The organism is Aeromonas sp. S19(2024) (genome assembly GCF_041402625.1).
GTDB lineage: Bacteria > Pseudomonadota > Gammaproteobacteria > Enterobacterales > Aeromonadaceae > Aeromonas > Aeromonas caviae.
In genome coordinates this window covers 141,756-166,113 of record NZ_JBGLQU010000003.1, presented here as the reverse complement: position 1 = coordinate 166,113, position 24,358 = coordinate 141,756, and the positions used below count along the sequence as shown (strand labels likewise).

Sequence of the window (24,358 nt, the reverse complement as noted above, 5' to 3'; positions counted from 1 at the left end):
GAATACAAGATGGGGGCCTAGGCCCCCATCTTTTTTCATCACGCTGGCAATCTGAAAACGTTTAACTGCCTTCGTTGAAGATCTCGAGGTTGCTGGTCCCTTCCTGCCACTCGCGCACGGCCTTGTTGTCGTCGCTGCGCAGGGCATTGAGGTGGTCCAGATAACCCTGATCCACGTCGGAGGTGACGTAGTGGCCGTTGAAGACCGAGGTCTCGAAGTGGCGCAGCTCGGGGTTGATCTCCCGCACCGCCTCTTCCAGATCTTCCAGATCCTGGAAGATGAGGCCGTCGGCACCGATAAGCTTGCACACCTCTTCCACTTCACGACCATGGGCAATGAGCTCGTTGGCGGTGGGCATGTCGATGCCGTAGACGTTGGGGAAGCGAATTTCCGGCGCGGCCGAGGCGAAGTAGACCTTGGCGGCCCCCGCTTCACGGGCCATCTGGATGATCTGCTCGGAGGTGGTGCCCCGCACGATGGAGTCGTCCACCAGCAACACCTTCTTGCCCTTGAATTCGGAGCTGATGGCGTTGAGCTTGCGGCGCACCGACTTCTTGCGCTGGGTCTGGCCCGGCATGATGAAGGTACGGCCGATGTAGCGGTTCTTCACGAAGCCCTGACGGTACGGCAGGCCCAGGGTGTGGGCGATTTCCAGCGCCACGTCGCAGGAGGTCTCGGGGATGGGGATGACCACGTCCACGTCGAGATCGTCCCACTCCCGTGCGATCTTCTGGCCCAGCTTGCGACCCATGTTGAGGCGGGCGGCATAGACGGAGACCTTGTCGATGAAGGAGTCGGGGCGGGCGAAGTAGACGTATTCGAAGATGCAGGGGTTCATCTGCGGGTTCTCCGCACACTGCTCGGAGAAGAGCTGGCCCTGCTCGGTGATGTAGATGGCCTCGCCCGGGGCGACGTCACGCACCGTCTCGAAGCCGATGGCGTCGAGGGCCACGCTCTCGGAGGCGAGCATATACTCCACCTGCCCCTGCTCGTCGACCCGGCGACCCAGGATCAGCGGGCGAATACCGTTGGGATCGCGGAAACCGATGAGGCCGTGACCGATCACCAGAGAGACCACGGCATAGGCGCCGCGGATCTGCTGGTGCACTTTGCGCACCGCCGAGAAGATATCTTCCGGGCGCAGCGCCATCTTGTCGCACAAGTCCAGCTCGTGGGCCAGCACGTTCAACAGCACTTCGGAGTCCGAGGTGGTGTTGATGTGGCGGCGGGCCACCTTGAACTGCTGCTCCTTGAGCTCCTTGGCGTTGGTGAGGTTGCCGTTGTGTGCCAGCACCATGCCGTAGGGGGAGTTCACGTAAAACGGCTGTGCCTCTGCCGCGCTGGAGCTGCCTGCGGTGGGATAACGGACGTGTCCGATGCCGATATTCCCTTTCAGGCGCTGCATGTGGCGCACTTCAAACACATCCTTCACCAGACCGTTGGCCTTGCGTTGCCGGAAGTTTCCACTGTCAATGGTCACGATCCCGGCGGCATCCTGTCCCCTGTGCTGCAACACCGTCAAGGCGTCGTAGAGGGCCTGATTGACGGGGGTGGTGCCAACTATACCGACAATACCGCACATGTCTTTGCTACCTCGAAGTCACTGTACCTGTTGAAGAAAACTGGACGAGTTCATCATGAACCCGAAAAACCACTGGATCACCGGCTTGAACTCCGGCACCAGCCTGGACGCCACCCACCAGTCGCTCTGGGAGAGGCTGGTGAAGGTATCCATGAAAAACAGCAGGGCGCTGACGATCAGCACCCCGCGAATGGCGCCAAAACAGACCCCGAGCACCCTGTCTGTGCCGGAAAGCCCGGTCTTTTCCACCAGCAGGCCCACCACGTAGTTCACCACGCTCCCCAGGATCAGGGTCGCCACGAACAGGGCGGCGATGGCCAGACCGTTGCGCACCATGGCATCGGAGAAAGAGGTGAAATAGACGGCGAGATCGGGATAGAAATGGCTGGCAATGAAAAAGGCGACGAACCAGGTGACCAGAGACATGGCCTCCTTGAGAAAGCCGCGCACCAGGCTGATGAGGGCGGAGAAACCGACGATGCCGATGATGGCGTAATCAATCCAGACCATAGAAAAAGATGTCCTGCGAAATTGCGGCGCAGTCTAACAAAAACGATTGCGCAATGCTTGATAAAATTGTGTTACAGGCCCGAAGGGAGCTATCCCTTCCCCTTGCGGCGGGTTTCCCGGGCCCAGAATGCACAACGCCATGGCATGCCATGGCGTTGTCGTCTGCAACGAGCGCTTACCCGATGTGGGTCAGGCCGCCCATATAGGATTGCAGCGCAGCCGGGATGGCGATGCGGCCATCTGCCTGCTGGTAGTTCTCGAGCACGGCCACCAGGGTGCGACCCACCGCCAGGCCGGAGCCGTTCAGGGTGTGGATCAGCTGCGGCTTGCCGTCGATGCGCACGCGAGCCTGCATGCGGCGCGCCTGGAAGTCGGTGCAGTTGGAGACGGAGGAGATCTCGCGATAGGTGTTCTGGGCCGGCAGCCACACTTCCAGATCGTAGGTCTTGGCGGCGCAGAAGCCCATGTCACCGGTAGAGAGCGCCATCACGCGATACGGCAGCTCCAGCAGTTGCAGCACCTTCTCGGCGTGACCCACCATCTCTTCCAGGGCATCCCAGGATTTTTCCGGGTGCACCAGTTGCACCATCTCGACCTTGTCGAACTGGTGCATACGGATGAGGCCACGGGTATCACGACCGTAGGAGCCCGCTTCGGAACGGAAGCAGGGGCTGTGGGCGGTCATCTTGATGGGCAGCTCCTGCTCGTCGAAGATCTCGTCACGGGCCATGTTGGTGAGCGGCACTTCGGAGGTCGGGATGAGGGAGAACTTGCGCACCTTGCCTTCGTCTTCCCCTTCCCCTTCGATGCCGGTATTGAAGAGATCCTGGGAGAACTTGGGCAGCTGACCGGTGCCGTACAGGCTGTCCGGGTTGACCAGATAGGGCACGTAGCACTCGGTGTAGCCGTGCTGCAGGGTGTGCAGGTCCAGCATGAACTGGGCCAGGGCGCGGTGCAGACGGGCAATCTGGCCCTTCATCACCACGAAACGGGCACCGGAGAGCTTGACGCCGTTCTTGAAGTCGACCCCCTTGGCCGCCTCACCCAGATCGATGTGATCGCGCACCGGGAAATCGAACTCACGCGGGGTACCCCAGCGGCGGACCTCCACGTTGTCGTTCTCGTCACGGCCCACCGGGGTGGTCTCGCTCGGCAGGTTGGGGATGGCGTCGGCGATCCCCTTGAGCTGGGCCAGCAGGGCCTCCAGCTCGACCTTGCTGGTCTCGAGCTCGTCGTTGATCTTGGTCACCTCGGCCTTGAGGGGGGCAACATCTTCACCACGACGGGCAGCCTCACCGATGGACTTGGAGCGGGCGTTGCGCTCGGCCTGCAGCTCCTGGGTGCGGGACTGCAGATCCTTGCGTTTCTCTTCCAGAACATTGACCGCCGCTACGTCCAGAACGTAGCCACGTGTCGCCAGACGAGCGGCAGCTTCGGTGATGTCGCTGCGCAGATATTTGGGATCCAGCATGGTTTACCTACTTTTTTTAATGGGATCTGGGCCCGGGTCATCGTGACCGGGTTGGGAAACAGATCCGGAAGTTAACATCGGTTGGCGCACCCCTTTGCCTTCGGAATCGGGCCTTCGAAATCAAGAAGATGGTGCAAGGCCAAGACAACCGGGGTCAGACGGGCAGTGTAGCAGACCGCCCCCCCGCCCGAACAGGGACTATTGCGCCCGTTTTTGCCGGGCCCCCTCTCCTGATGCCCTTGCCGTGCGCTTTCCGGGCGAGGGGCTTGAAGGTCTTTCCTATCGCTTGCGCGGGCTCTGCTTGTCCAGCTCGTGCAGATAGTCGAGCTTCTGGGCTATCTGCTTCTCAAGCCCCCGCTCGGTGGGTTGATAGTACTGCTTGCCGGCAAGCTCCGGGGGGAAGTACTGCTCGCCGGCGGCATAGGCCCCCGGCTCGTCGTGGGCGTAGCGATACTCGGCGCCGTAGCCCAGCTCGCTCATGAGCTTGGTAGGGGCATTGCGAAGGTGCGGTGGCACCTCGAAGTCCGGCAGGTTCTTGGCGTCGTGAAGCGCCGCCTTCCAGGCGGTGTAGACCGCATTGCTCTTGGGGGCGCAGGCGAGGTAGACGATGGCCTGGGCGATGGCCCGCTCCCCTTCCGCCGGGCCGATGCGATGGAAGCAGTCCCAGGCCGAGAGCGCCACCTGCATGGCACGGGGATCGGCGTTGCCCACGTCTTCCGAGGCAATGGCCAGTAAGCGGCGGGCGATGTAGAGGGGATCGCAGCCGGCGCTCACCATACGGGCATACCAGTAGAGGGCCGCATCCGGCGCCGAGCCGCGAATGGACTTGTGCACCGCCGAGATGAGGTCGTAGAAGTGATCGCCGCCCTTGTCGAAACGGGCCACGTGCTCCCCCACTACGGCGGCGAGCAGGGTACTGTCGATCACCCGCGCCCCTGAGCTGTCGGCCTCGGCCATGTCGGCCAGGAGCTCCAGATAATTCAGAGACTTGCGCCCGTCCCCGTCCACGGCTTTCGCCAGCGCCTCCTTGGCCCCGGGGGCAAAGCGCAGGCTAGGGTCATTGAGCCCGCGCGGGTCCTGCATCGCCTGATCGATCATGGCGAGGATGTCCTGCTCCTCCAGCCTCTTGAGCAGATAGACCCGGGCCCGGGAGAGCAGCGCATTGTTGAGCTCGAACGAGGGGTTCTCGGTGGTGGCGCCGATGAAGGTGATGGTGCCGTCTTCGATGTGGGGCAGGAAGACATCCTGCTGGCTCTTGTTGAAGCGGTGGACTTCATCCACGAACAGGATGGTGCGCACCCCACGCCAGCCGTTCTCCTTCGCCTTGTCGAGGGCGGCGCGGATCTCCTTGATGCCGGAGGTGACCGCCGAGAGCCGCTCCACCTCCGCCTGGCAGTAGTGGGCAACCAGTTCTGCCAGCGTGGTCTTGCCGGTGCCGGGGGGGCCCCAGAGGATCATGGAGTGGCAGTGCCCCGCCAGGATCGCTTTTCGCAGGGGCTTGTCCGGCCCCAGGATATGCTGCTGGCCGATGTACTGCTCGAGGGTTTGCGGCCGCATCCGGGCCGCAAGCGGACGAAAGTCCGAGGAGAAATCCAGGGATAAATTGCTCATCTGCATTGACCTTGCAGCTGACCGGTCGTCCATGACGCCCGGTCAGACGATAACGCCGGTAACGGCTGGCTCATCAACGCTGGTCGTCCAGCTCGACCCCCTTCGGGATCTTGAAGACAAATTCGTTGCCCTTGAGCACCGGCTTGCGGTTGAAGCTGCTCAGGGTGAACTCGCTCCACTGCCCCTGCGCCTCTTTCACGTCGAAGCGGCTGATGTTGTTCTGACGGTCGAAGGTGATGCGAAAGGAGGCGATCAGCTCGTCCTTGTTGCGGCTGGTGACGGTGTAGACATCCCCTTCCTGGGTCACGTCATAGTTCTTCCAGAGGCTGTTGTCGTTGCCCGCGATGAGCACGAAGGGGGTGTTGAGCACCGCATCCTTCATCTTGAGGGCGGTGACCTGCTCGACGAAGGGGTCGTACACCCACACATCCTTGCCATCGGCCACGATCAAATTCTCGTCCGGGGAGGTAGTGTGCCAGTTGAAGCGGTTGGGTCGCTGCACCAGCAGGGAGCCGCTCGCCTTTTGCAGCTCCTTGCCCTTGCTGTCATAGACGGTCTGGGCAAACGTCGCGGAGAAGAGATTGACGGAGGAGAGCTTCTCCTTGAGATCGCTGGCCGCATCGGCCCATACCTGGCTGCTGGCGACCAGCAGAATGGAACCCATCAACAGTTGTTTTTTCATCAGGCTCTTCATAGGGAGGTTCTCGATAAAAGGCCACGCCCGCAGAGGGCATGGCCAGGATGATGTGAGGCTTAGTCACGGACCGGCGGCGGTGCCAGCACGTCGCGCTGGCCGTTGCCACCCGGGGCACTGACGATGCCCTGGTTTTCCATCTGCTCGATGAGACGGGCCGCCCGGTTGTAACCGATCTTGAACTTGCGCTGGACGCTGGAGGTGGAGCCACGACGGGATTCCACCACGAAGGCCACCGCCTCGTCGAACAGGGGATCGATCTCTTCATCGCCGCCCCCGCCGAAGTCGCCACCGCCGCCCTCGCCGTCCGACTCGCCGGAGAGGATCTCGTCGATGTAATCCGGCTCCCCACGCAGTTTCCAGTCCGCCACCACCTTGTGTACCTCGTGGTCATCGACGAAGGCACCGTGGACACGGGTGGGGTTTGAGGTGCCGGCAGGCATGTAGAGCATGTCACCCATGCCGAGCAGGGATTCGGCGCCCCCCTGGTCCAGGATGGTGCGGGAATCGATCTTGCTCGACACCTGGAAGGAGATACGGGTCGGGATGTTGGCCTTGATGAGGCCGGTAATGACATCCACCGACGGACGCTGGGTCGCGAGGATAAGGTGAATACCGGCCGCCCGTGCCTTCTGGGCGATACGGGCGATAAGCTCCTCCACCTTCTTGCCGACGATCATCATCATGTCGGCGAACTCGTCCACCACCACCACGATGTGGGGCAGTTTTTCCAGCTCCGGCGGCATCTGATCCATGGAGTCGCCAGGACGCCACAGGGGGTCGACCAGGGGATCCCCCGCCTCGATGGCGGCCAGCACCTTGTCGTTGTACCCCTTGAGGTTGCGCACCCCGACCGCGGACATCAGCTTGTAACGACGCTCCATCTCGCCTACACACCAGCGCAGGGCGTTGGCGGCATCCTTCATGTCGGTGACCACCTCGGTCAGCAGATGCGGAATGCCTTCATAGACCGAGAGCTCCAGCATCTTGGGGTCGATCATGATGAAGCGCAGATCCTCGGGGGAGGATTTGTAGAGCATGGAGATGATCATGGTGTTCACCCCCACCGACTTGCCCGAGCCCGTGGTACCCGCCACCAGCAGGTGGGGCATCTTGGCGAGGTTCACCACCACGGGTTCCCCCGCGATGTCCTGACCCAGCCCCATGGTGAGCGGATTGCGGCTGGCCGCGAACGCCTCGCAGTCGAGGGTTTCCCGCAGGTAGACGGTCTGGCGTACCCGGTTGGGCAGCTCGATCCCGACGAACGTCTTGCCCGGGATCACTTCCACCACCCGCACGCTGCTGGCAGAGAGAGAACGGGCGAGATCCCGGGAAAGGTTGGTGATCTTGCTCGCCTTCATGCCCGGCGCCAGGTCCAGTTCGAAGCGGGTAATGACGGGACCGGGATAGACGCCCACCACCTTGGCCTGCACGTTGTAATCGGCGAGCTTCGCCTCCACCAACCGGCCCATGCGCTCCAGCTCGTCCTTGCTCATCATCTGGGTCTTGGCGGGCGGCCTGTCCAGCAGATCGATACTCGGCAAAGGGGCCAGACCGGGCTGGGGACGGCGCTTGGCTTTCACCGGCGCCGCGGCAACGGGAGCATCGGGTTCGTCATCCCCCTCCGCCCAGGGCAAGTCGAGGTCATCTTCTTCCTGGCGCACGGCGGGACGCGGACGGCCATTGGCCACGCGCTTGCCCTTGGCGGCAGGCGCCGGAGCCTCGTCCTCTTCGTCGTCAAACTGTGGATCGAACTGGAAGGTGTCTTCGTCAAGCTCCGGCAGCCATTCGTCAGCTTTTGTCTTTTGAGCGCGATTCTTCGCCTTGGGGTTGCGTGTCCAGCTGCCGTGGGGGTCTTCGTCATCCTCTTCCTGATCGAAGCTGCCCACGCCCCCTTCCAGCAGGGGATCCGGCCCCTCATAGCGGGGCTGGCGCCAGCCACCGGTGAGCCAGCGGCCTAGGGTGGTGGGGAAATGGTAGATGGCGCTGACTGAGCCGGTGCAGGCGGCACCGATGCGCTCGACAATGGTGAGCCAGGACCAGCCGGTAAAGAGGGTGATGCCGGTCGCCACGAAGCAGAGCAGCATCAGGTTGGCCCCCACGCCGCCAAAGAGCGGCACCACGGCTGAGGCGATCACATCCCCCACCAGGCCGCCGGCGGAAAAGTTCTGCAAGTCGTTGAAGTTCATGCTGGCGATGGCGGACATGCCAAGCACCGTCAGCACGAAGCCGATGATCCGTACCGACAGGGTGAGGTAATCCACTTCCAGCAGCTTGCTCGGGCGCCAGAACAGGCTCCAGCCAAGCAGCACCACCAGAGGGGGCACCAGATAGGAGAAGGCCCCGAAGGTAAACATGGTGATGTCGGCGAGCCAGGCACCGGCGCTGCCCGCGAGGTTTTTCACCTCCCCTTGCCAGGAGGTTTGCGACCAGCCGGGATCGGCGGGATGGTAGGTCAGCAGGGCAAGCAAAAGATAGGCAGCCATCAGGGTGATGGCGATCAAGACGGCCTCGAAGATCCGTTGTGTACCTGATAAAGGAGTAAACAGCTTTTTATCGGCCAAACTCCGGCTCCTTTGTGAAAACATGAATGCGGGGATAGGGGGCCTAGTATCCCTGAAAAGCCCACCGATTGTCAGCCAGTGCCTGAGGGCGGGCCTGAAACTCTCTATAAGAAGAAACGAGCGGACCGGCCGCTCGTTTCTGACTATCGTGACTCGTCATGGAACTTGCAAGTCACAGCACAACCCCGCTTATCGGGTGCTGATCACCAGACGACTGCTCTGTTTGACCTCTTCCATCACCACGTAGGTGCGGGTGTCGTTGACGCCCGGCAGACGCAGCAGGGTTTCACCCAGCAGGCGGCGGTAAGCGGACATGTCGCTGACGCGGGTCTTGAGCAGATAGTCGAAATCACCGGACACCAGATGGCACTCCTGGATCTCTTCGAGCACCTGAACAGCCTTGTTGAACTGCTCGAACACATCGGGGGCGCCACGATTGAGGGTAATTTCCACGAACACCAGCAGAGACGCGTCCAGATAATGAGGGTTCAGAATGGCGGCATATCCTTCGATATACCCTTGTCGCTCCAGGCGACGAACCCGTTCCAGACACGGTGTGGGACTCAGGCCAACTCGTTTGGACAACTCAACGTTCGAAATCCTGCCATCCTTTTGCAGTTCATTCAGAATGTTGCGGTCAATCCTGTCCAAATCCTTTAGCCGACTCTTAGCTTCCATCATTTAATTCCATCCTTTGGCTATTTTTTGGTAAGAATCACCAGTCATTTTATAATAATGGTCACAAATCCTGTCAATACCTGAATATACTAGGCGCAAATGTCGCTTAACATCTAGGCAACATAAACCACCAATCGATAGACGAGGGATAGCATGATTATCGGTGTACCTAAGGAAATAAAAAACCATGAATATCGCGTAGGCATGGTTCCGGCCAGTGTACGTGAACTGACAGCACGAAACCATACTGTTTTCGTCCAAAGCGGCGCAGGAAATGGCATTGGGTTCAGTGACGCAGATTATCTGGCTGCCGGAGCCGAGATCCTGGCCTCCGCTGCCGAAGTTTTCGCCAAGGCGGAGATGATCGTCAAGGTCAAGGAACCCCAGGCAGTGGAACGGGCCATGCTGCGTCCCGGCCAGACCCTCTTTACCTATCTGCATCTGGCGCCGGACCTGGCCCAGACCCAGGATCTCATCGACAGTGGTGCCGTCTGCATTGCCTATGAAACCGTCACAGACGGTCGTGGCGGTCTGCCCCTGCTGGCCCCCATGTCGGAAGTAGCCGGACGCATGTCTATTCAGGCCGGTGCCCAGGCACTGGAGAAATCCCGTGGCGGCAGCGGCGTGCTGCTCGGTGGTGTGCCCGGAGTGGAACCGGCCAAGGTGGTGATCATCGGTGGTGGTGTGGTGGGCTCCAACGCTGCCCGCATGGCCGTCGGCCTGCGTGCCGACGTCACCATCCTCGACAACAACGTCGATACCCTGCGCCGTCTCGACAGCGAGTTCCAAGGGGCTGCCAAGGTGGTCTACTCCAACCGCGAGACCCTGGAGCGCCATCTGCTGGCGGCGGACCTGGTCATCGGCGGCGTGCTGGTGCCTGGCGCCACTGCGCCAAAACTTGTCAGCCGTGACCACATTGCTCGCATGAAACCCGGTGCAGCCATCGTGGACGTGGCCATCGACCAGGGCGGCTGTGTCGAGACCTCCCATGCCACCACCCATGAAGATCCCACCTTCATCGTCGACGAAGTGGTGCACTACTGCGTGGCCAACATGCCGGGTGCCGTGGCGCGGACCTCCACCGTGGCCCTGAACAACGCCACCCTCCCCTTCATCATCAAGCTGGCCGAACAGGGCTATCGCAACGCACTGCTCGCCGATCCCCACCTGTTGCACGGTCTGAACGTGATGGCGGGCAAAATCACCTGCAAGGAGGTTGCCGTGGCCCACAACCTGGCTTACACGGATCCCCTGACCCTGCTGAACTGATCGCGTCCCTGCAAAGGGAGGTAGATGAGTGAAAATCCGCCCGCGATGGGCGGTTTTTTTATGCCTGCCATCCCCGGCTCACCCCTCTTGTTGGCGATTGCCCCAATCGATGCGCTGGCCTTTGACCACGGATCACGAATTACCTACAATCGCGCAAACTCATCACGTCTCGGAAATCACATCATGAGCCAAGTCACTCACAGCAAACTGCTGATCCTGGGATCCGGTCCGGCAGGTTACACTGCGGCCGTCTATGCCGCTCGCGCCAACCTCAATCCCCTGCTCATCACCGGCATGCAGCAAGGTGGTCAGCTGACCACCACCACCGAAGTGGAAAACTGGCCAGGGGACGCGGAAGGGCTGACCGGCCCGGCCCTGATGGAGCGCATGAAAGAGCATGCAGAGAAGTTCGATACCCGCATCCTCTTTGATCACATCAATGAAGTGACGCTGACCGAGCGTCCCTTCCGCCTCAAGGGTGACAACGGGGAATACACCTGCGATGCGCTGATCCTCGCCACCGGCGCCTCCGCCAAATACCTGGGTCTGCCCTCCGAAGAGGCCTTCAAGGGCCGCGGCGTCTCCGCCTGCGCCACCTGTGACGGCTTCTTCTACCGCAACCAGGAAGTGGCCGTGGTCGGCGGTGGCAACACCGCCGTGGAAGAGGCACTCTATCTGGCCAACATCGCCAAGAAGGTGCACCTCATTCATCGCCGCGACGAGTTCCGCGCCGAGAAGATCCTGATCAAGCGCCTCAACGACAAGGTCGAGAGCGGCAATATCGTCCTGCATACCCATCAGACCCTGGACGAAGTACTGGGTGACGACATGGGCGTCACCGGTGTGCGCCTGCGCAGCACCCGGGATGACACCACCTCCGAGCTGCCGCTGATGGGGGTCTTCATCGCCATCGGTCACCAGCCCAACACCCAGATTTTCGAAGGGCAGCTGGCGATGGAAAACGGCTATCTGAAGGTGCGTGGCGGACTGGAAGGGTTCGCAACCCAGACCAGCATTCCGGGCGTATTCGCCGCTGGCGACGTGGCCGACCACGTCTACCGCCAGGCGATCACCTCCGCAGGAACCGGCTGCATGGCCGCCCTCGATGCAGAGCGATATCTGGACGCACAATAATCAGAAGGATATAAAGGGCATGCCAGTTGGCATGCCCTTTTTTATTGCAAGGAGCAGGATGAAACGAAAAATAATGATAGTGGAAGACAGCCTGACGGTACGCCGCATGCTGACCCAGGCCATTGCGCAGCAGACCGGGCTGGAAATCGACGCCTTCGATACCCTTGAAGGGGCTCGCGATTGCCATGGGGAAGATTATGTGGTCGCCCTGGTGGATCTCACCCTGCCGGACGCCCCCAGCGGAGAAGCTGTCAATGTGCTGAGGGAGCGTGGGTTGCCGGTGGTGATCCTGACGGCCGACATCAGCGAAGAGAAGCGGGAAGCCTGGCTGGAAGCCGGGGTGCTGGACTATGTGATGAAGGATTCACGTCACTCCCTGCAATATGCCGTCGGTCTGGTGCACCGCCTCTACCTCAACCAGGCCATCGAAGTCTTGGTGGTCGACGATTCACGCACCTCCCGTCACCGCACCGCGGCCCAGTTGCGCAAGCAGTTGTTGCAGGTGCACGAGGCCAATTCAGCCCGCGATGCGCTGGCGCAGCTCGAGCAGCACCCCGCCATTCGCCTGATGCTGGTGGACTACTACATGCCGGAGATCGACGGCATCAGCCTGGTGCGAATGCTGCGCGAGCGCTACAGCAAGCAGCAGCTCGCCATCATCGGCATCTCGGTGTCGGACAAACACGGCCTCTCGGCACGCTACCTCAAGCAAGGGGCGAATGATTTTCTCAATCAGCCCTTTGAACCCGAGGAGCTGCAGTGCCGGGTCAGCCACAACCTGGAGGCCCTTGAGCAGTTCAACAATATCCAGGAATCGGCCAACCGAGACTACCTGACCGGGCTTTACAACAGACGCTACTGGTTCAACGAGGGTCAAAAGTGGTTCGAGGAGCATCAGCGCCATCAGGCGCAGCTCTCCCTGTGCGTGCTCGACGTGGATCACTTCAAGCAGGTCAATGATCACTGGGGGCACGCCATCGGCGATCAGCTGCTCTGTCATCTGGCCAGGCTGCTCACCCAGTTCTTCCCGGATGCCATGATAGCCCGATTCGGTGGTGAAGAATTTGCCCTGATGGTGCCACACTGCCCCGTTCCCGTGCTGCTCAAGCGACTGGAAGGGCTTCGTCTGCAAATGCGTCAGCAACCGCTGTCGCGGGAGATATCGCTCTTTGTACGCGCCAGTTTCGGCGTCATCAATGTCGGGCGGCTCTCCATGGACGAGGCGCTGAGCGAGGCAGATCGCCAGTTGTATCAGGCAAAGAATACCGGGCGAGACAAGATAGTCTGTCAGGACGTCTGAGCAAGCATCAGCAGAGGCACTCCGTGTAGTACCGCCCGGCGCCCCTTGTGTGGCGGCCGCCGGGTCAATCCCTTCTTCACCGTTCAATAGGTCTTATCGACTCGCACCCCATCGCTGAAATAGAGGATGCGCACCTTGTCGCCCTGCGCAAAGACCATGGCCGGATCGTAATCCTGGATCACGTTGATGAGCCCGTTCTGCTCGTTGCGGATCAGCAGCTCCACCAGCTTGTTCTCCACCACGCTGCCCCCTGACTGAAACTGCTGCACCGCCGCCGCTCCCGCCAGTGCCCCGACCGCAGTGGCAATCTCCCGCCCGTGCCCACCGCCAAACTGGTTGCCGAGCAGCCCGCCAAGCACGGCCCCTCCCAGAGTTTTCCAGCCGGAATGCTCTGATTCCACCATCTGGCGCTGGGTGATGTTGCGCACCGCATCCACCTGGCCGAAGACCACCTGCTCCACCGGACGCGCCGTGTTGCGTTCATACACCGCACTCCAGGCCGGTGCCGTGACAAAGCCAAGCAAGCTGGATACTATCAGGATAATGGCCTTCATCTATGAACCTCTGCCTTATGTCTCGCTATCTTACCGAACTGGATGATGAGCTGTGCTGGTTTCCCTCCCCCAGCCATGCGCTGGAAGAGCCCAACGGGCTGCTCGCGATTGGGGGAGATCTCTCCCCCACTCGATTGCTGGCAGCTTACCACAGCGGGATCTTTCCATGGAATGAACCCCATCAGCCACTGCTGTGGTGGTCACCGGACCCCAGGGGAGTCATCGTGCCCGAGGAACTCCACATCGGCCGCAGCCTGCAGAAGTGTTTGCGCCGCACACCCTTCGAGATTTACATCAATCGCGCCTTTGATGACGTCATTGCAGCCTGCGCCGCCCCCCGTCGCACCGCCAGCGGCACCTGGATAAGTGCCCCCATGATCGACGCCTATCGGCGCCTTCATCGCCTCGGTCATGCCCACTCCATCGAGATCTGGCAGGATGATCAGCTGCAGGCAGGCCTCTATGGCCTCTCCCTGGGCAGACTCTTTTGTGGTGAATCCATGTTCAGCCGCATCGACAATGGCGCCAAACTGGCCATGGTGGCCCTCTGTCGCCACTTTGCAGGGCATGGCGGTGCCCTCATCGACTGCCAGATGCAAAACGACTTTCTGGCCACGCTGGGCGTCCAGGAGTGGCCAAGGCAGCGCTTTCTGACCACCCTAGCCACCCTCACCCGGCAACCGTTGCAAGAGGGATGCTGGCAACCGAGGAGAATCAGCCTATGAGTGAAGAAGTGATCCTCAAGGTCGGGCTGACCCCCAGGCACCCGTGCAGCTACCTCGGTCACGAGCAGGAGCAGTTGCTGGTCCTGATGGACCATGAACTGCTCAACGCCGCCGGGTACGAACGGCTGCTGACGGCAGGATTCCGGCGCAGTGGCAACGACATCTATCGTCCTCACTGCCCCGCCTGCAGCGCCTGCCAATCCTTGCGCATACACAGTGAACGCTTCATCCCGAGCCGTGGGCAGAAGCGCATCCGCCAGTTGAACCGGGATCTCGAGCTCGTGCTGAGCTATGACGACAAGCCCGAGTATTACCAGCTCTATGAACGCTATATCCGTGAGCGCCATAGGGATGGCAGCATGTATCCACCGAGCCGGACCCAATACAAGGGATTCCTGCACTGTGACTGGATGCCCCCCCTCTATCTGGAGATGCGCAAGGAGGGACGCCTCATCGGCGTGGCCACCACGGATCTGCTTCCCCACTCTCTGAGCGCCATGTACACCTTCTTCGACCCCGACTATGCCGACCGGTCGCTCGGCACCTTCGCCATCCTGAGCCAGTTGGAACTGGCCAGACGTACCGGTCGTCAGTGGCTCTATCTGGGGTATCTGGTGGAGGAGTGCCGCAAGATGAATTACAAGCGCCAATACCTGCCCCATGAGCTGCTGGTACAGGGCGAATGGAAAAAAATCGACACCAAGCCCGAGTAAACTTTACACATAGCCTTAAATCCGGCATGATCCAGCGGTTTTTTGTTGTGGCTTATCAAGAGGATTCAATGGCTAAAGAAGACAGTATTGAGATGCAGGGTACCATTCTCGAAACCTTGCCCAATACCATGTTCCGTGTGGAACTGGAAAATGGTCACGTGGTTATCGCTCATATTTCCGGCAAGATGCGCAAAAACTACATCCGTATCCTGACTGGGGACAAAGTAACGGTGGCTCTGACTCCGTACGATCTCTCCAAGGGACGTATTGTTTTCCGCTCTCGCTAAGCCAGGAATTCAGCAAAAAACCCCAGCCTCTCGGTTGGGGTTTTTTGTCATTTCCGGCCTTGCTCACAGTCAGTGAGAGACAGCTTCAACGTTGACCTGAAAATCAAAGCTGAGGCTGTTGTTCACCAGTTCGACCTTCACAATGCCGCCATCGACCAGGGAACCGAACAGGATCTCGTTGGCCAGGGGCTTCTTGAGGTGCTCCTGAATGACCCGGCCCATGGGTCTTGCTCCCATTGCCCTGTCATACCCTTTCTCTGCCAACCAGTGGCGCGCCTCTTCAGACACCTCCAGTGAAACGCCCTTGGCATCCAGCTGAACCTGCAGCTCGACGATGAACTTGTCGACTACCTGATGGATCACTCCCATGTCGAGATGGTTGAACCAGATGGTGTGATCGAGCCGGTTGCGGAACTCCGGACTGAACGTCTTGTTGATCACCGCCATGGCATCATGGCTCATGTCCTGCTGCTGGAAGCCGATGGACTTGCGCTGGGTCTCCTGAACCCCTGCGTTGGTGGTCATCACCAGGATCACATTGCGAAAATCTGCCTTGCGCCCGTTGTTGTCCGTCAGGGTACCGTTGTCCATCACCTGCAGCAGCAAGTTGAAGACATCCGGGTGCGCCTTCTCGATCTCGTCAAGCAGCACGACGGAGTGCGGATGCTTGAGGACGGAGTCGGTCAACAGCCCTCCCTGCTCGAATCCCACGTAACCGGGAGGAGCCCCGATCAACCGGGACACGGTATGGCGTTCCATGTATTCCGACATGTCAAATCGCAATACCTCGACCCCGAGCGCCTTGCCAAGTTGCTGGGTCACTTCGGTCTTGCCCACCCCGGTCGGGCCGGCAAACAGGAAGCAGCCCACAGGTCGGCGTTCGTTGCCAAGCCCTGAACGTGACAACCGAATGGCATCGGTCAGCACCTCGATGGCCTTGTCCTGCCCGAACACCACCATCTTGAGATTACGCTCCAGGTTCTTCAGCACCTCCTTGTCGGAGGAGGAGACAGATTTCTCGGGAATACGGGCAATCTTGGCAACAATGGCCTCGATTTCCGGCACATTGATCACCTTCTTGCGCTTGCTAACGGGCAAGAGGCGTTGCCCTGCACCCGCTTCGTCGATGACGTCGATGGCCTTGTCAGGCAGATGGCGATCATTGATGTACTTGGCGGAGAGCTCCACCGCCGCCCGGATCGCCTTGACGGTGTAACGCACGCCATGGTGAGACTCATAACGGCTCTTGAGTCCCATCAGAATGCGAGTGGTGTCGTCTACTGTGGGTTCGACGATGTCGATCTTCTGGAAGCGGCGAGCAAGGGCCCTGTCCTTCTCGAAGATCTGGGCATATTCCTGGTAGGTGGTGGAGCCCACGCAGCGCAGCAAACCATTGGAGAGCAGCGGCTTGATGAGGTTGGCCGCATCCAGCTGGCCACCGGAAGCCGCACCAGCGCCAATGATGGTGTGGATCTCGTCGATGAAGAGGATGGCCCCCTCCTGACGTTCAATCTGCTTGAGCAGCACCTTGAGGCGCTTCTCGAAGTCACCACGATACTTGGTGCCCGCCAGCAGGGAGCCCATGTCCAGGGAGTAGATGGTGCTACCCGCAATCACCTCGGGCACATCCCCCTTGACGATACGGTAGGCAAGCCCTTCGGCGATGGCGGTCTTGCCCACGCCGGCTTCCCCGACCAGCAAGGGGTTGTTCTTGCGGCGGCGGCACAATACCTGAATGGTGCGATTGAGCTCCTGATCACGGCCGATGAGCGGATCGATGCGCCCCTCCAGCACCAGCTGGTTGAGGTTGGTGGCAAAGCTTTCTATCTGGGCAGAGGATACCTCGTCATCAGATTCCGCATTGTTGCCACCACTCTCGGGCTTGTTGTCCTTGCGCACCCCGTGGGACAGGAAGTTCACCACATCCAGGCGGCTTATTTCGGCTTTTTTCAGGAAGTAGGCGGCCTGGGACTCTTGTTCGCTGAAGATGGCGACCAGGACATTGGCACCGCTCACCTCGGTATTGCCGGACGACTGGACATGGAAGACGGCACGTTGCAGCACGCGCTGGAAGCCCAGCGTCGGCTGGGTTTCCCTGTCTTCGTCGTCACGGGGGATGAGCGGGGTCGTTTGATTGATGAAGGCGCGGATCTCTTTGCGCATCTGTTCCACATCCGCACCACATGAACTCAGCGCCTCATGGGCTGAGCTGTTATCCAGCAGGGCCAACAACAGGTGCTCGACGGTCATGAATTCGTGGCGCTCGTCACGGGCCAGCTTGAAAGCCTCGTTCAGCGTCTTTTCTAGATCTTTGTTCAACATAGGCACCTCCCCTCAGTACAGCAACAATGCGGTGTCGTTATCGCCATCAAGTCATCAGATTCAAGCCTTTTCCATGGTACATAGCAGTGGATGTTCGTTGTTACGTGAATAGGTGTTGACCTGGACCACTTTGGTCTCGGCAATCTCGGCGGTAAATGTGCCGCAGACTCCCTTACCACTATAATGCACGCTCAGCATCACCTGAGTGGCCTTCTCCAGATCCATACCAAAGAACCTTTGCAGCACCTCCACCACGAACTCCATCGGTGTGTAGTCGTCGTTGTTCAGGACGACCTTGTACATGGGTGGCGGTTGCAGCTTCGTTTTCTCTGCCTCTGCAATCTCTTCATTAGCAAAGAGTTCTTTCTGCTTGCTCATAGTTGCGCTTTGGTACCTCTAGATTACTACCGTGTCGCTCAAGATTGTCAATAGACTTGTTAACCAGATCACATCGGTTGTTAACAACTTCTTGACTCGCTTAAAAGTTGGACTAGATTGGTTACTTGCTAATCGGCGCCCGTCTGCTACGGGGTCATGCCCTAGTTATATAAGGCTGGCGCAGGTTACTCAACGACTTCAGGGTAATCAATAAAAGGATGTAGATGTATGGCAACCGGAACAGTCAAGTGGTTCAACAACGCAAAAGGATTTGGGTTTATCTGTCCGGAAGGCGGTGGTGAAGACATCTTCGCTCACTACTCCACGATTCAAATGGAAGGTTACAAGACCTTGAAAGCAGGTCAGGCAGTCAACTTTGAACTGCAGCAGGGGCCGAAAGGAAATCATGCCTCTGTCATCGTGCCAAACGAAGCACAGAACATCTAAGAGTCAAACTGGATAAATTAAAAAGCGGCATCCCAAGGGATGCCGCTTTTTTATGGACAGACACGAAAAGGGGAACAAGAAAGGCAAGGCCTTCCCTGTTCCCTGCTGCCGCTACCTCAGCGGGCCAGCAGGATGTTGAGCATGCGGCGCAGCGGCTCGGCGGCGCCCCACAGCAGTTGGTCACCCACGGTAAAGGCGGCCAGGTACTCCGGGCCCATGTTGAGCTTGCGCAGACGACCCACCGGGATGCTGAGGGTGCCGGTAACGGCAGCCGGGGTCAGCTCGCGGGCGGTGATGTCGCGATCGTTGGGGATCACCTTGACCCAGTCGTTGTGGGCAGCCAGCAGGGCTTCGATTTCGGCCAGCGGCACATCTTTTTTCAGCTTGATGGTGAAGGCCTGGCTGTGGCAGCGCAGGGCGCCGATGCGCACGCACAGACCATCCACCGGAATGGCGGCGTTTTCGATACCCAGGATCTTGTTGGTCTCGGCCTGGCCCTTCCACTCTTCACGACTCTGGCCATTGTCGAGCTTGGTGTCGATCCAGGGGATGAGGCCACCGGCCAGCGGCACGCCGAAGTTGTCCACCGGCAGGGTGCCGGAGCGGGTCTTCTCGGTGATCTTGCGCTCGATGTCGAGGATGGCGGAAGCAGGATCGGCAAGCTCCACCGCCACTTCATCGCGCAGCATGCCCATCTGGGTGACCAGCTCGCGCATGTGGCGGGCACCACCACCGGAGGCCGCCTGATAGGTGGCCACGCTCACCCACTCCACCAGATCGGCCTTGAACAGGCCACCCAGGGCCAGCAGCATCAGGCTGACGGTGCAGTTGCCGCCAACGAAGGTCTTGATGCCGTTGTTCAGGGCATCCTCGATGACGTCGCCGTTGACCGGATCCAGGATGATGACAGCGTCCTTCTCCATGCGCAGGGAGGAGGCGGCGTCAATCCAGTAGCCCTGCCAGCCGGCGGCTTTCAGACGCGGATAAACATCCTTGGTGTAGTCGCCGCCCTGGGCGGTGATGATGACGTCCTGTGCGGCCAGCGCCTCGAGATCGAAGGCGTCCTGCAAGGTGCCGGCATCGACACCAAAATTGGGGGCGGCCTCACCGGCCTGGGAGGTGGTGAAGAAGGTGGGTTGAATGCGGGCAAAGTCCTTCTCTTCCTGCATCCGGCTCATCAAGACCGAACCCACCATGCCACGCCAACCGACCAAACCTACTTTTTTCATAATGTCCTACCCTGGATAGCTGCTTATAGAAATCGTGTGTGGTACCCGTGACCCCTGCCTTGGCGCCAACCGTTTACAAGGGATTCACAATATATGAGTTGCAAAAAATGCGTCTGTCCACATTACGGATTGTGACGGCGGGCGCAAGTCGAATTGCGCAATATTCTGTGCCATTCGCTGCAATATCCGTCGGCCTGGCCGACCTGCGGGCAGCCGGTTGGCATCCTGCCTCCAGTTGGGGCATCATTGAGACCGACCGGCAGCCCCGCTGCCCCTCGGGGACGGCCCCGAGGCCTCCTGATACGCAGGGACGACCCTGCTTCCTGCGGAATCTGCTTTATGTCCCGGTTGCTCCTGCTGTTGGCCGGCCTGTTCGAGGTCGCCTGGGCCATCGGCCTCAAATACACCGACGGTTTCAGCCGTCCCCTCCCCACCCTGCTGACCCTGATCGCCATGGCCGTGAGCGTGCTGCTGCTCGCCATGGCGGTCAAACAGCTGCCCCTTGGCACCGCCTATGCGGTCTGGACCGGCATCGGCGCGGTCGGCACCGTGCTGATGGGGATCTGGCTGTTCAACGAACCGGCCACCCTAGCCCGGGTGCTCTGCCTGCTGCTGATCATCGGCGGGATCCTGGGTCTGAAATTCATCGGTTAGGCGCGCTGAAAGGGCCGGGTACACCGGCCCCGACGTGGCAAGCTCCAGGGGGCGATGTCAGCCCGGCGTGTTGCGGTGTTCCTCTGCTTGCTGATGTGTTCGCAGACGGTGGGTAAAGGCGGGTGGCACAGACGTGGCATGGCGAGCAAGATCCGCCCCATGACCGCCCGGGCGAGCATGAGGCGCCTCCTTTTATCTTTTCGTCTGCTCCTTCAATCACTCCACCAGCGTCTGCTCGATGCGGGCCCCAGGCATCATCTGCGTGAGACCGGCAATCAGCCTGTCGCCGGCCTCCCACAAGGCCGTGCGCGGCATCGGCGGCAGACACTCCAGAATGAACCACATCCGGGGGGAAGAGAGGCTCAGGCGAGTGCGGATCCCCTGGCGCCAGTTCCAGCGGCGACAGGTGACGCCGAGATCGTCCCGCCACACCACCTCTCCGGGAGCCGGTGCCTCCTGGATTGGCAGCCCTTCTTTGAGGGTGTCAAAGCATTCGCTGCCATCGGCAATCACCAGGCGCGGCGTCCCCACATAGGCCGCCAGATCCTCCCCGCCCACGGGAATGGCATACTCGATGCTGATGGCGTTGTAGAGATCCACCACAGGATCGATGGCGGGCAAGACGCCATCGCGCAGCACCCGCTTGCGCAGTGCCTGGGCCGAGCAGGGCGTGCGGGCAGGCTTGGCGCCAAACCCCTTGAACACCTGATCCCAGGCGGCCAGATGTTCAAGGGCCCAGGGGGCCTCGTCGGTGCCAAGGGCCGCACATGCCCGGGCCAGGGCCCGCTCCCCCACCAGAGTGTCAATCACGGGGGCGGCTTCCACCACGATGCTGAGGGCACAAAAACCCGGCGCCAACCTGGCTATCTCGGGGTCGATACGGGGGATCATCGGGAACATTCAGCACTCCTGGTCAAGGCTCATCAAGACGGGGGGGCGGAACGGGCACGGGCGTTCCCCTCTTTTCCTTCCCCCGCCAACGGTTGACGCCATGATGAAGGGCACAGGGTCATAATAAAATTTACTTTATCTTAATTATGTTAAGTAAAACTGATGACCCAACCCTCTTTCCCATGAAAAATCGCCGCCCCGCAGCGCACCGTCCGGCCCCACTACCACACCCCGCCCATCCAATGCAGACCTGGGCAAGCCCACACCATTGCCCTGGCCGCTTTCCCCGTCACTCATGCTATTATCTGCGTCCAAACATGAGCCCATAAAATCAGGACATTGTGATGACCGACCACACTTTTATTCCCGGCAAGGACGCAGCGCTGGAAGATTCCATCGAACGCTTCCAGACCAAGCTGCAAGCCCTGGGGTTTGATATCGAAGAGGCCTCCTGGCTCAACCCCGTGCCCAACGTCTGGTCCGTGCACATCCGGGACAAGGAGTGCGCTCTCTGCTTCACCAACGGCAAGGGTGCCAGCAAGAAGGCGGCGCTCGCCTCCGCCCTTGGCGAATATTTCGAGCGTCTCTCCACCAACTACTTCTTCGCCGACTTCTACTTGGGCGAGCAGGTAGCCAATGGCGACTTCGTCCACTACCCGAACGAGAAGTGGTTCCCCATCGAGGGGGATCAGCTTCCCACTGGTCTGCTCGACTCCTTCACCCGCAAGTTCTACAACCAGGACGGTGAAGTGACCGCCGACATGCTGGTGGACCTGCAATCCGGCAACGAGGAACGCGGCATCGTCGCCCTGCCCTTCGAGCGCCAGTCTGATCACCAGACCGTCTACATCCCGATGAACATCGTCGGCAACCTGTATGTTTCCAACGGCATGAGCGCCGGCAACACCCGCACCGAAGCCCGCACCCAGGGGCTGTCGGAGGTGTTCGAGCGCCACGTGAAGAACAAGATCATCGCCGAGGCCATCAGCCTGCCCCAGATCCCGGGCGAGGTCATCGCCCGTTACCCCGGCATCAAGGCGTCCATCGATGCACTGGAGGCCGAAGGCTTCCCCATCTACAGCTTCGATGCCTCCCTCGGCGGCCGTTATCCGGTCATCTGCGTGGTGCTGCTCAACCCGAGCAACGGCACCTGCTTTGCCTCCTTCGGCGCCCACCCGCGCTTCGAGGTCGCCTTCGAGCGCACCGTCACCGAACTGCTGCAAGGGCGCAGTCTCAAGGATCTGGACGTCTTCGTGCCGCCGTCGTTTGACAACGAGCAGGTGGCGGATCACCACAACCTGGAGACCCACTTCATCGACTCCTCCGGCCTCATCAGCTGGGATCTGTTCAAGGAAGAGTCCGACTTCGAGTTTGCCGACTGGGACTTCCGCGGCACCTCTCAGGAGGAGTTCGACCACCTGATCGGCATCTTCCACGAGCTGGAGCAGCCGGTCTACATCGCCGACTACGAGCACCTGGGTGTCTACGCTTGCCGTATTCTGGTGCCCGGCATGTCCGACATCTATCCGGTGGAAGATCTGCTGCTGGCCAACAACACCATGGGGGCCCACCTGCGGGAGACCATCCTGGCGCTGCCGGCGCTCGAGTGGGACGCAGAGCAGTACATGGCCCTGTTCGACCAGCTGGATGAAGAGGGTCACGACGAGCGGACCCGGGTGCGCGAGCTGCTCGGCATCGCCGCCGCCAAGGGCACTGCCCTGCACACCCTGCGCGTCGGTGAGCTCAAAGCCATGCTGGCGCTGGCCGCAGGCGACCTGGAGAGCGCCCTCGACCTCATCGACTGGACCATGGAGTTCAACCAGTCGGTGTTCCCGGCGGATCGCGCCGCTTACTACCGCGCCCTGCGCGCCTGCGTCGAGCTCTTCCTGGACGAGGAACGCGACCCCGAGCAGTACCGCCCGGTGTTCGCCCGCATGTTCGGGGAAGAGACCCTGGCGCAGGCGTGGGCCAACGCCCGCGGCGAGGCGCGCTTCCACGGTCTGGAAGCCGCCGATCTCTCCCTCTCCCAGTTCCCGCTGCACCAGAAACTGCTGGCCGCTTACGAGAAATTGCAAAAAGCCAAACGAATCCATAGCTGGAACTGATATGCTGATATGACGAAGGGGCCCTGAGGGCCCCTTCTGTTTTATGGTCTACGCTTTGGCTGGCCGTGCCACAAAGATGAAATAAAAGACAAAAAATACCTCTTAGGGGGTTGTTAATTTGGCACTCATGGTGCAGTGCGGCCGCAAAGGTGCCTGGCCGGTACTTTTTTAAGGGTGTCCTTTATAAGTTCTTAAAAATCATAAAATTAATAACAGACTCATTTCTGTTTCACCTGAAACCTGGTGTAAAGAAACGCTTCCGGATGGCGAAAAATCCTGTAGTAAAATTACATTCACAATCTGTAATTCTTGATCGGAGTCAATTTTGGGGATCAGCCCCTTTGTTATGATTTCCACAGGCAAAATATGCAGGTACTGAGAATTGAAAGCAGAATCTCCCTTTGATTGTCTGAAGCCCGAAGCCATCGCCGCCCTGGCCGAAGACATTACCTATGCCAAGGCCACCAAGCCCGCATACAAGGTCATTCCCCTGGCCATCACCGCTGGCGCCTTCATCGCCATCGCCTTCGTCTTCTATATCACCGTCACCACGGGCTCAAGCGGCATGGCCTGGGGCATGTCCAAGTTGGTGGGCGGCATCTGCTTCTCCCTCGGTCTCATCCTCTGCGTCCTGCTCGGCGCCGAACTGTTCACCTCCACTACCCTCACCCTGGTAGCCAAGGCGGCGAATCGCATCAGCTGGGCCCAGTTGCTCAAGAACTGGGGACTGGTCTACTTCGGCAACCTCATCGGCGGTCTCATCATCGTCGGCCTCATCATCATGTCGGCGGAATACACGGCAGCGGATGGTCAGTGGGGGCTGAACGCCATGAAAGTGGCCCAGCACAAGATCCATCACACCTTCTTCGAGGCCGTGGCCCTTGGCATCCTCTGCAACCTCATGGTGTGTCTCGCCGTGTGGATGGCCTTCGGCGCCCGCAGCGCCACCGACAAGGTGATGGTGATGCTGCTTCCCGTCGCCATGTTCGTGGCCTCCGGTTTTGAGCACAGTATTGCAAACATGTTTATGATCCCGGTCGGTATCGCCATCCACAGCGTCGCGAGCCCGGAATTCTGGCAGGCCATCGGCCAGGATCCGGCGACCTTTGCCGACCTGACCGTGTCCAACTTCGTCCTGCACAACCTCATCCCTGTCACCATCGGTAATATCATTGGTGGTGGCGTCATGGTTGGGCTGACTTACTGGTTTATCTTCCGTCGCCATCATTAAGGATGGCGG

At 60.1% G+C, this 24,358-nt stretch carries 22 protein-coding genes; 10 read left to right on the top strand and 12 right to left on the bottom strand.

From position 1 onward, the window contains the following. Positions 1-61: 61 nt before the first annotated feature. The 7 genes from purF to lrp all read right to left on the bottom strand — a co-directional run bounded on the left by purF (position 62) and on the right by lrp (position 9,113). A complete protein-coding gene (gene purF, locus ACB037_RS08175; RefSeq protein ID WP_010674523.1) occupies positions 62-1,582 on the bottom strand; it encodes an amidophosphoribosyltransferase in 1,521 nt (506 codons plus the stop codon). Between the two features lie 18 nt (positions 1,583-1,600). Further along, on the bottom strand, positions 1,601-2,092 hold the full coding sequence (locus ACB037_RS08170; RefSeq protein ID WP_010674522.1) for a CvpA family protein: 492 nt from the start codon (positions 2,090-2,092) through the stop codon (positions 1,601-1,603). Between the two features lie 175 nt (positions 2,093-2,267). After that, positions 2,268-3,563 carry a serine--tRNA ligase gene (gene serS / locus ACB037_RS08165; protein ID WP_039039009.1) on the bottom strand — a complete coding sequence of 432 codons (1,296 nt, stop codon included), beginning with the start codon at positions 3,561-3,563 and terminating at the stop codon, positions 2,268-2,270. 279 nt (positions 3,564-3,842) lie between these two features. Continuing rightward, a complete protein-coding gene (locus tag ACB037_RS08160) occupies positions 3,843-5,180 on the bottom strand; it encodes a replication-associated recombination protein A (protein ID WP_041211365.1) in 1,338 nt (445 codons plus the stop codon). Between the two features lie 67 nt (positions 5,181-5,247). Beyond that, a complete protein-coding gene (gene lolA / locus ACB037_RS08155) occupies positions 5,248-5,856 on the bottom strand; it encodes an outer membrane lipoprotein chaperone LolA (RefSeq protein WP_323942391.1) in 609 nt (202 codons plus the stop codon). 71 nt (positions 5,857-5,927) lie between these two features. After that, complete coding sequence (locus ACB037_RS08150) at positions 5,928-8,432, bottom strand: DNA translocase FtsK 4TM domain-containing protein (RefSeq protein WP_371175171.1); 2,505 nt, start codon at positions 8,430-8,432, stop codon at positions 5,928-5,930. 189 nt (positions 8,433-8,621) lie between these two features. Continuing rightward, complete coding sequence (gene lrp, locus ACB037_RS08145; RefSeq protein WP_005300047.1) at positions 8,622-9,113, bottom strand: leucine-responsive transcriptional regulator Lrp; 492 nt, start codon at positions 9,111-9,113, stop codon at positions 8,622-8,624. Positions 9,114-9,263: 150 nt separating this feature from the next. Between lrp and ald the strand changes: the two genes are divergently transcribed. The 3 genes from ald (at position 9,264) to ACB037_RS08130 (ending at position 12,813) form a co-directional block, all read left to right on the top strand. After that, on the top strand, positions 9,264-10,379 hold the full coding sequence (gene ald, locus ACB037_RS08140) for an alanine dehydrogenase (protein ID WP_010674517.1): 1,116 nt from the start codon (positions 9,264-9,266) through the stop codon (positions 10,377-10,379). Positions 10,380-10,562: 183 nt separating this feature from the next. Beyond that, complete coding sequence (gene trxB / locus ACB037_RS08135) at positions 10,563-11,513, top strand: thioredoxin-disulfide reductase (RefSeq protein ID WP_010674516.1); 951 nt, start codon at positions 10,563-10,565, stop codon at positions 11,511-11,513. Positions 11,514-11,571: 58 nt separating this feature from the next. Then, positions 11,572-12,813, top strand: coding sequence for a diguanylate cyclase (locus ACB037_RS08130; RefSeq protein ID WP_052815246.1), 1,242 nt, complete (start codon positions 11,572-11,574; stop codon positions 12,811-12,813). Between the two features lie 83 nt (positions 12,814-12,896). Here the strand turns inward: ACB037_RS08130 and ACB037_RS08125 are convergent, their stop codons facing one another. Beyond that, positions 12,897-13,367, bottom strand: a complete 471-nt coding sequence (locus ACB037_RS08125; protein ID WP_041211363.1) for a glycine zipper 2TM domain-containing protein — start codon at positions 13,365-13,367, stop codon at positions 12,897-12,899. 17 nt (positions 13,368-13,384) lie between these two features. On the opposite strand from ACB037_RS08125, the gene aat reads away from it, so the two are divergent. The 3 genes from aat (at position 13,385) to infA (ending at position 15,092) form a co-directional block, all read left to right on the top strand. Then, on the top strand, positions 13,385-14,092 hold the full coding sequence (aat, locus tag ACB037_RS08120) for a leucyl/phenylalanyl-tRNA--protein transferase (RefSeq protein ID WP_029314435.1): 708 nt from the start codon (positions 13,385-13,387) through the stop codon (positions 14,090-14,092). After that, positions 14,089-14,805 (top strand): arginyltransferase, encoded by a 717-nt coding sequence (locus ACB037_RS08115; RefSeq protein WP_045524744.1) that lies wholly within the window; start codon positions 14,089-14,091, stop codon positions 14,803-14,805. Before aat ends, ACB037_RS08115 begins: the two co-directional genes overlap by 4 nt. 68 nt (positions 14,806-14,873) lie before the next feature. Then, positions 14,874-15,092: a translation initiation factor IF-1 gene (infA, locus tag ACB037_RS08110; RefSeq protein ID WP_005300033.1), complete on the top strand. Its 219-nt coding sequence runs from the start codon at positions 14,874-14,876 to the stop codon at positions 15,090-15,092. Positions 15,093-15,161: 69 nt separating this feature from the next. Here the strand turns inward: infA and clpA are convergent, their stop codons facing one another. Both clpA and clpS read right to left on the bottom strand, forming a co-directional pair. Continuing rightward, the gene (gene clpA, locus ACB037_RS08105) at positions 15,162-17,414 is read right to left on the bottom strand and encodes an ATP-dependent Clp protease ATP-binding subunit ClpA (RefSeq protein ID WP_010674511.1); all 2,253 of its coding nucleotides are present in this window, start codon (positions 17,412-17,414) and stop codon (positions 15,162-15,164) included. Between the two features lie 60 nt (positions 17,415-17,474). Beyond that, positions 17,475-17,792 (bottom strand): ATP-dependent Clp protease adapter ClpS, encoded by a 318-nt coding sequence (gene clpS / locus ACB037_RS08100; RefSeq protein ID WP_005325410.1) that lies wholly within the window; start codon positions 17,790-17,792, stop codon positions 17,475-17,477. A gap of 228 nt (positions 17,793-18,020) precedes the next feature. On the opposite strand from clpS, the gene cspD reads away from it, so the two are divergent. Then, positions 18,021-18,239 carry a cold shock-like protein CspD gene (gene cspD, locus ACB037_RS08095; RefSeq protein WP_010674510.1) on the top strand — a complete coding sequence of 73 codons (219 nt, stop codon included), beginning with the start codon at positions 18,021-18,023 and terminating at the stop codon, positions 18,237-18,239. Between the two features lie 116 nt (positions 18,240-18,355). Here cspD and asd read toward each other — a convergent pair whose 3' ends face one another. Next, the gene (gene asd, locus ACB037_RS08090) at positions 18,356-19,468 is read right to left on the bottom strand and encodes an aspartate-semialdehyde dehydrogenase (RefSeq protein WP_042016283.1); all 1,113 of its coding nucleotides are present in this window, start codon (positions 19,466-19,468) and stop codon (positions 18,356-18,358) included. Between the two features lie 339 nt (positions 19,469-19,807). On the opposite strand from asd, the gene sugE reads away from it, so the two are divergent. Further along, entirely contained in the window at positions 19,808-20,122 is a 315-nt protein-coding gene (gene sugE, locus ACB037_RS08085; RefSeq protein WP_371175170.1) for a quaternary ammonium compound efflux SMR transporter SugE, read from the top strand. Between the two features lie 216 nt (positions 20,123-20,338). On the opposite strand, the gene ACB037_RS08080 is transcribed toward sugE, so the two are convergent. Next, the gene (locus tag ACB037_RS08080; protein ID WP_045524741.1) at positions 20,339-21,022 is read right to left on the bottom strand and encodes a B3/4 domain-containing protein; all 684 of its coding nucleotides are present in this window, start codon (positions 21,020-21,022) and stop codon (positions 20,339-20,341) included. 335 nt (positions 21,023-21,357) lie between these two features. On the opposite strand from ACB037_RS08080, the gene ycaO reads away from it, so the two are divergent. Further along, positions 21,358-23,118, top strand: a complete 1,761-nt coding sequence (ycaO, locus tag ACB037_RS08075; protein ID WP_371175169.1) for a 30S ribosomal protein S12 methylthiotransferase accessory factor YcaO — start codon at positions 21,358-21,360, stop codon at positions 23,116-23,118. 382 nt (positions 23,119-23,500) lie between these two features. After that, on the top strand, positions 23,501-24,349 hold the full coding sequence (focA, locus tag ACB037_RS08070; protein WP_010674505.1) for a formate transporter FocA: 849 nt from the start codon (positions 23,501-23,503) through the stop codon (positions 24,347-24,349). Positions 24,350-24,358 lie beyond the last annotated feature (9 nt).

Coding starts and splice junctions, on each gene's coding strand:
- asd (WP_042016283.1), bottom strand. CDS start 19,468: ATGAAAAAAGTAGGTTTGGTCGGTTGGCGTGGCATGGTGGGTTCGGTC.
- sugE (WP_371175170.1), top strand. CDS start 19,808: ATGTCCCGGTTGCTCCTGCTGTTGGCCGGCCTGTTCGAGGTCGCCTGG.
- ACB037_RS08080 (WP_045524741.1), bottom strand. CDS start 21,022: ATGTTCCCGATGATCCCCCGTATCGACCCCGAGATAGCCAGGTTGGCG.
- purF (WP_010674523.1), bottom strand. CDS start 1,582: ATGTGCGGTATTGTCGGTATAGTTGGCACCACCCCCGTCAATCAGGCC.
- aat (WP_029314435.1), top strand. CDS start 13,385: ATGTCTCGCTATCTTACCGAACTGGATGATGAGCTGTGCTGGTTTCCC.
- cspD (WP_010674510.1), top strand. CDS start 18,021: ATGGCAACCGGAACAGTCAAGTGGTTCAACAACGCAAAAGGATTTGGG.
- ACB037_RS08125 (WP_041211363.1), bottom strand. CDS start 13,367: ATGAAGGCCATTATCCTGATAGTATCCAGCTTGCTTGGCTTTGTCACG.
- ACB037_RS08170 (WP_010674522.1), bottom strand. CDS start 2,092: ATGGTCTGGATTGATTACGCCATCATCGGCATCGTCGGTTTCTCCGCC.
- infA (WP_005300033.1), top strand. CDS start 14,874: ATGGCTAAAGAAGACAGTATTGAGATGCAGGGTACCATTCTCGAAACC.
- trxB (WP_010674516.1), top strand. CDS start 10,563: ATGAGCCAAGTCACTCACAGCAAACTGCTGATCCTGGGATCCGGTCCG.
- serS (WP_039039009.1), bottom strand. CDS start 3,563: ATGCTGGATCCCAAATATCTGCGCAGCGACATCACCGAAGCTGCCGCT.
- lolA (WP_323942391.1), bottom strand. CDS start 5,856: ATGAAAAAACAACTGTTGATGGGTTCCATTCTGCTGGTCGCCAGCAGC.
- ald (WP_010674517.1), top strand. CDS start 9,264: ATGATTATCGGTGTACCTAAGGAAATAAAAAACCATGAATATCGCGTA.
- ACB037_RS08115 (WP_045524744.1), top strand. CDS start 14,089: ATGAGTGAAGAAGTGATCCTCAAGGTCGGGCTGACCCCCAGGCACCCG.
- clpS (WP_005325410.1), bottom strand. CDS start 17,792: ATGAGCAAGCAGAAAGAACTCTTTGCTAATGAAGAGATTGCAGAGGCA.
- ycaO (WP_371175169.1), top strand. CDS start 21,358: ATGACCGACCACACTTTTATTCCCGGCAAGGACGCAGCGCTGGAAGAT.
- lrp (WP_005300047.1), bottom strand. CDS start 9,113: ATGATGGAAGCTAAGAGTCGGCTAAAGGATTTGGACAGGATTGACCGC.
- ACB037_RS08160 (WP_041211365.1), bottom strand. CDS start 5,180: ATGCAGATGAGCAATTTATCCCTGGATTTCTCCTCGGACTTTCGTCCG.
- ACB037_RS08130 (WP_052815246.1), top strand. CDS start 11,572: ATGAAACGAAAAATAATGATAGTGGAAGACAGCCTGACGGTACGCCGC.
- clpA (WP_010674511.1), bottom strand. CDS start 17,414: ATGTTGAACAAAGATCTAGAAAAGACGCTGAACGAGGCTTTCAAGCTG.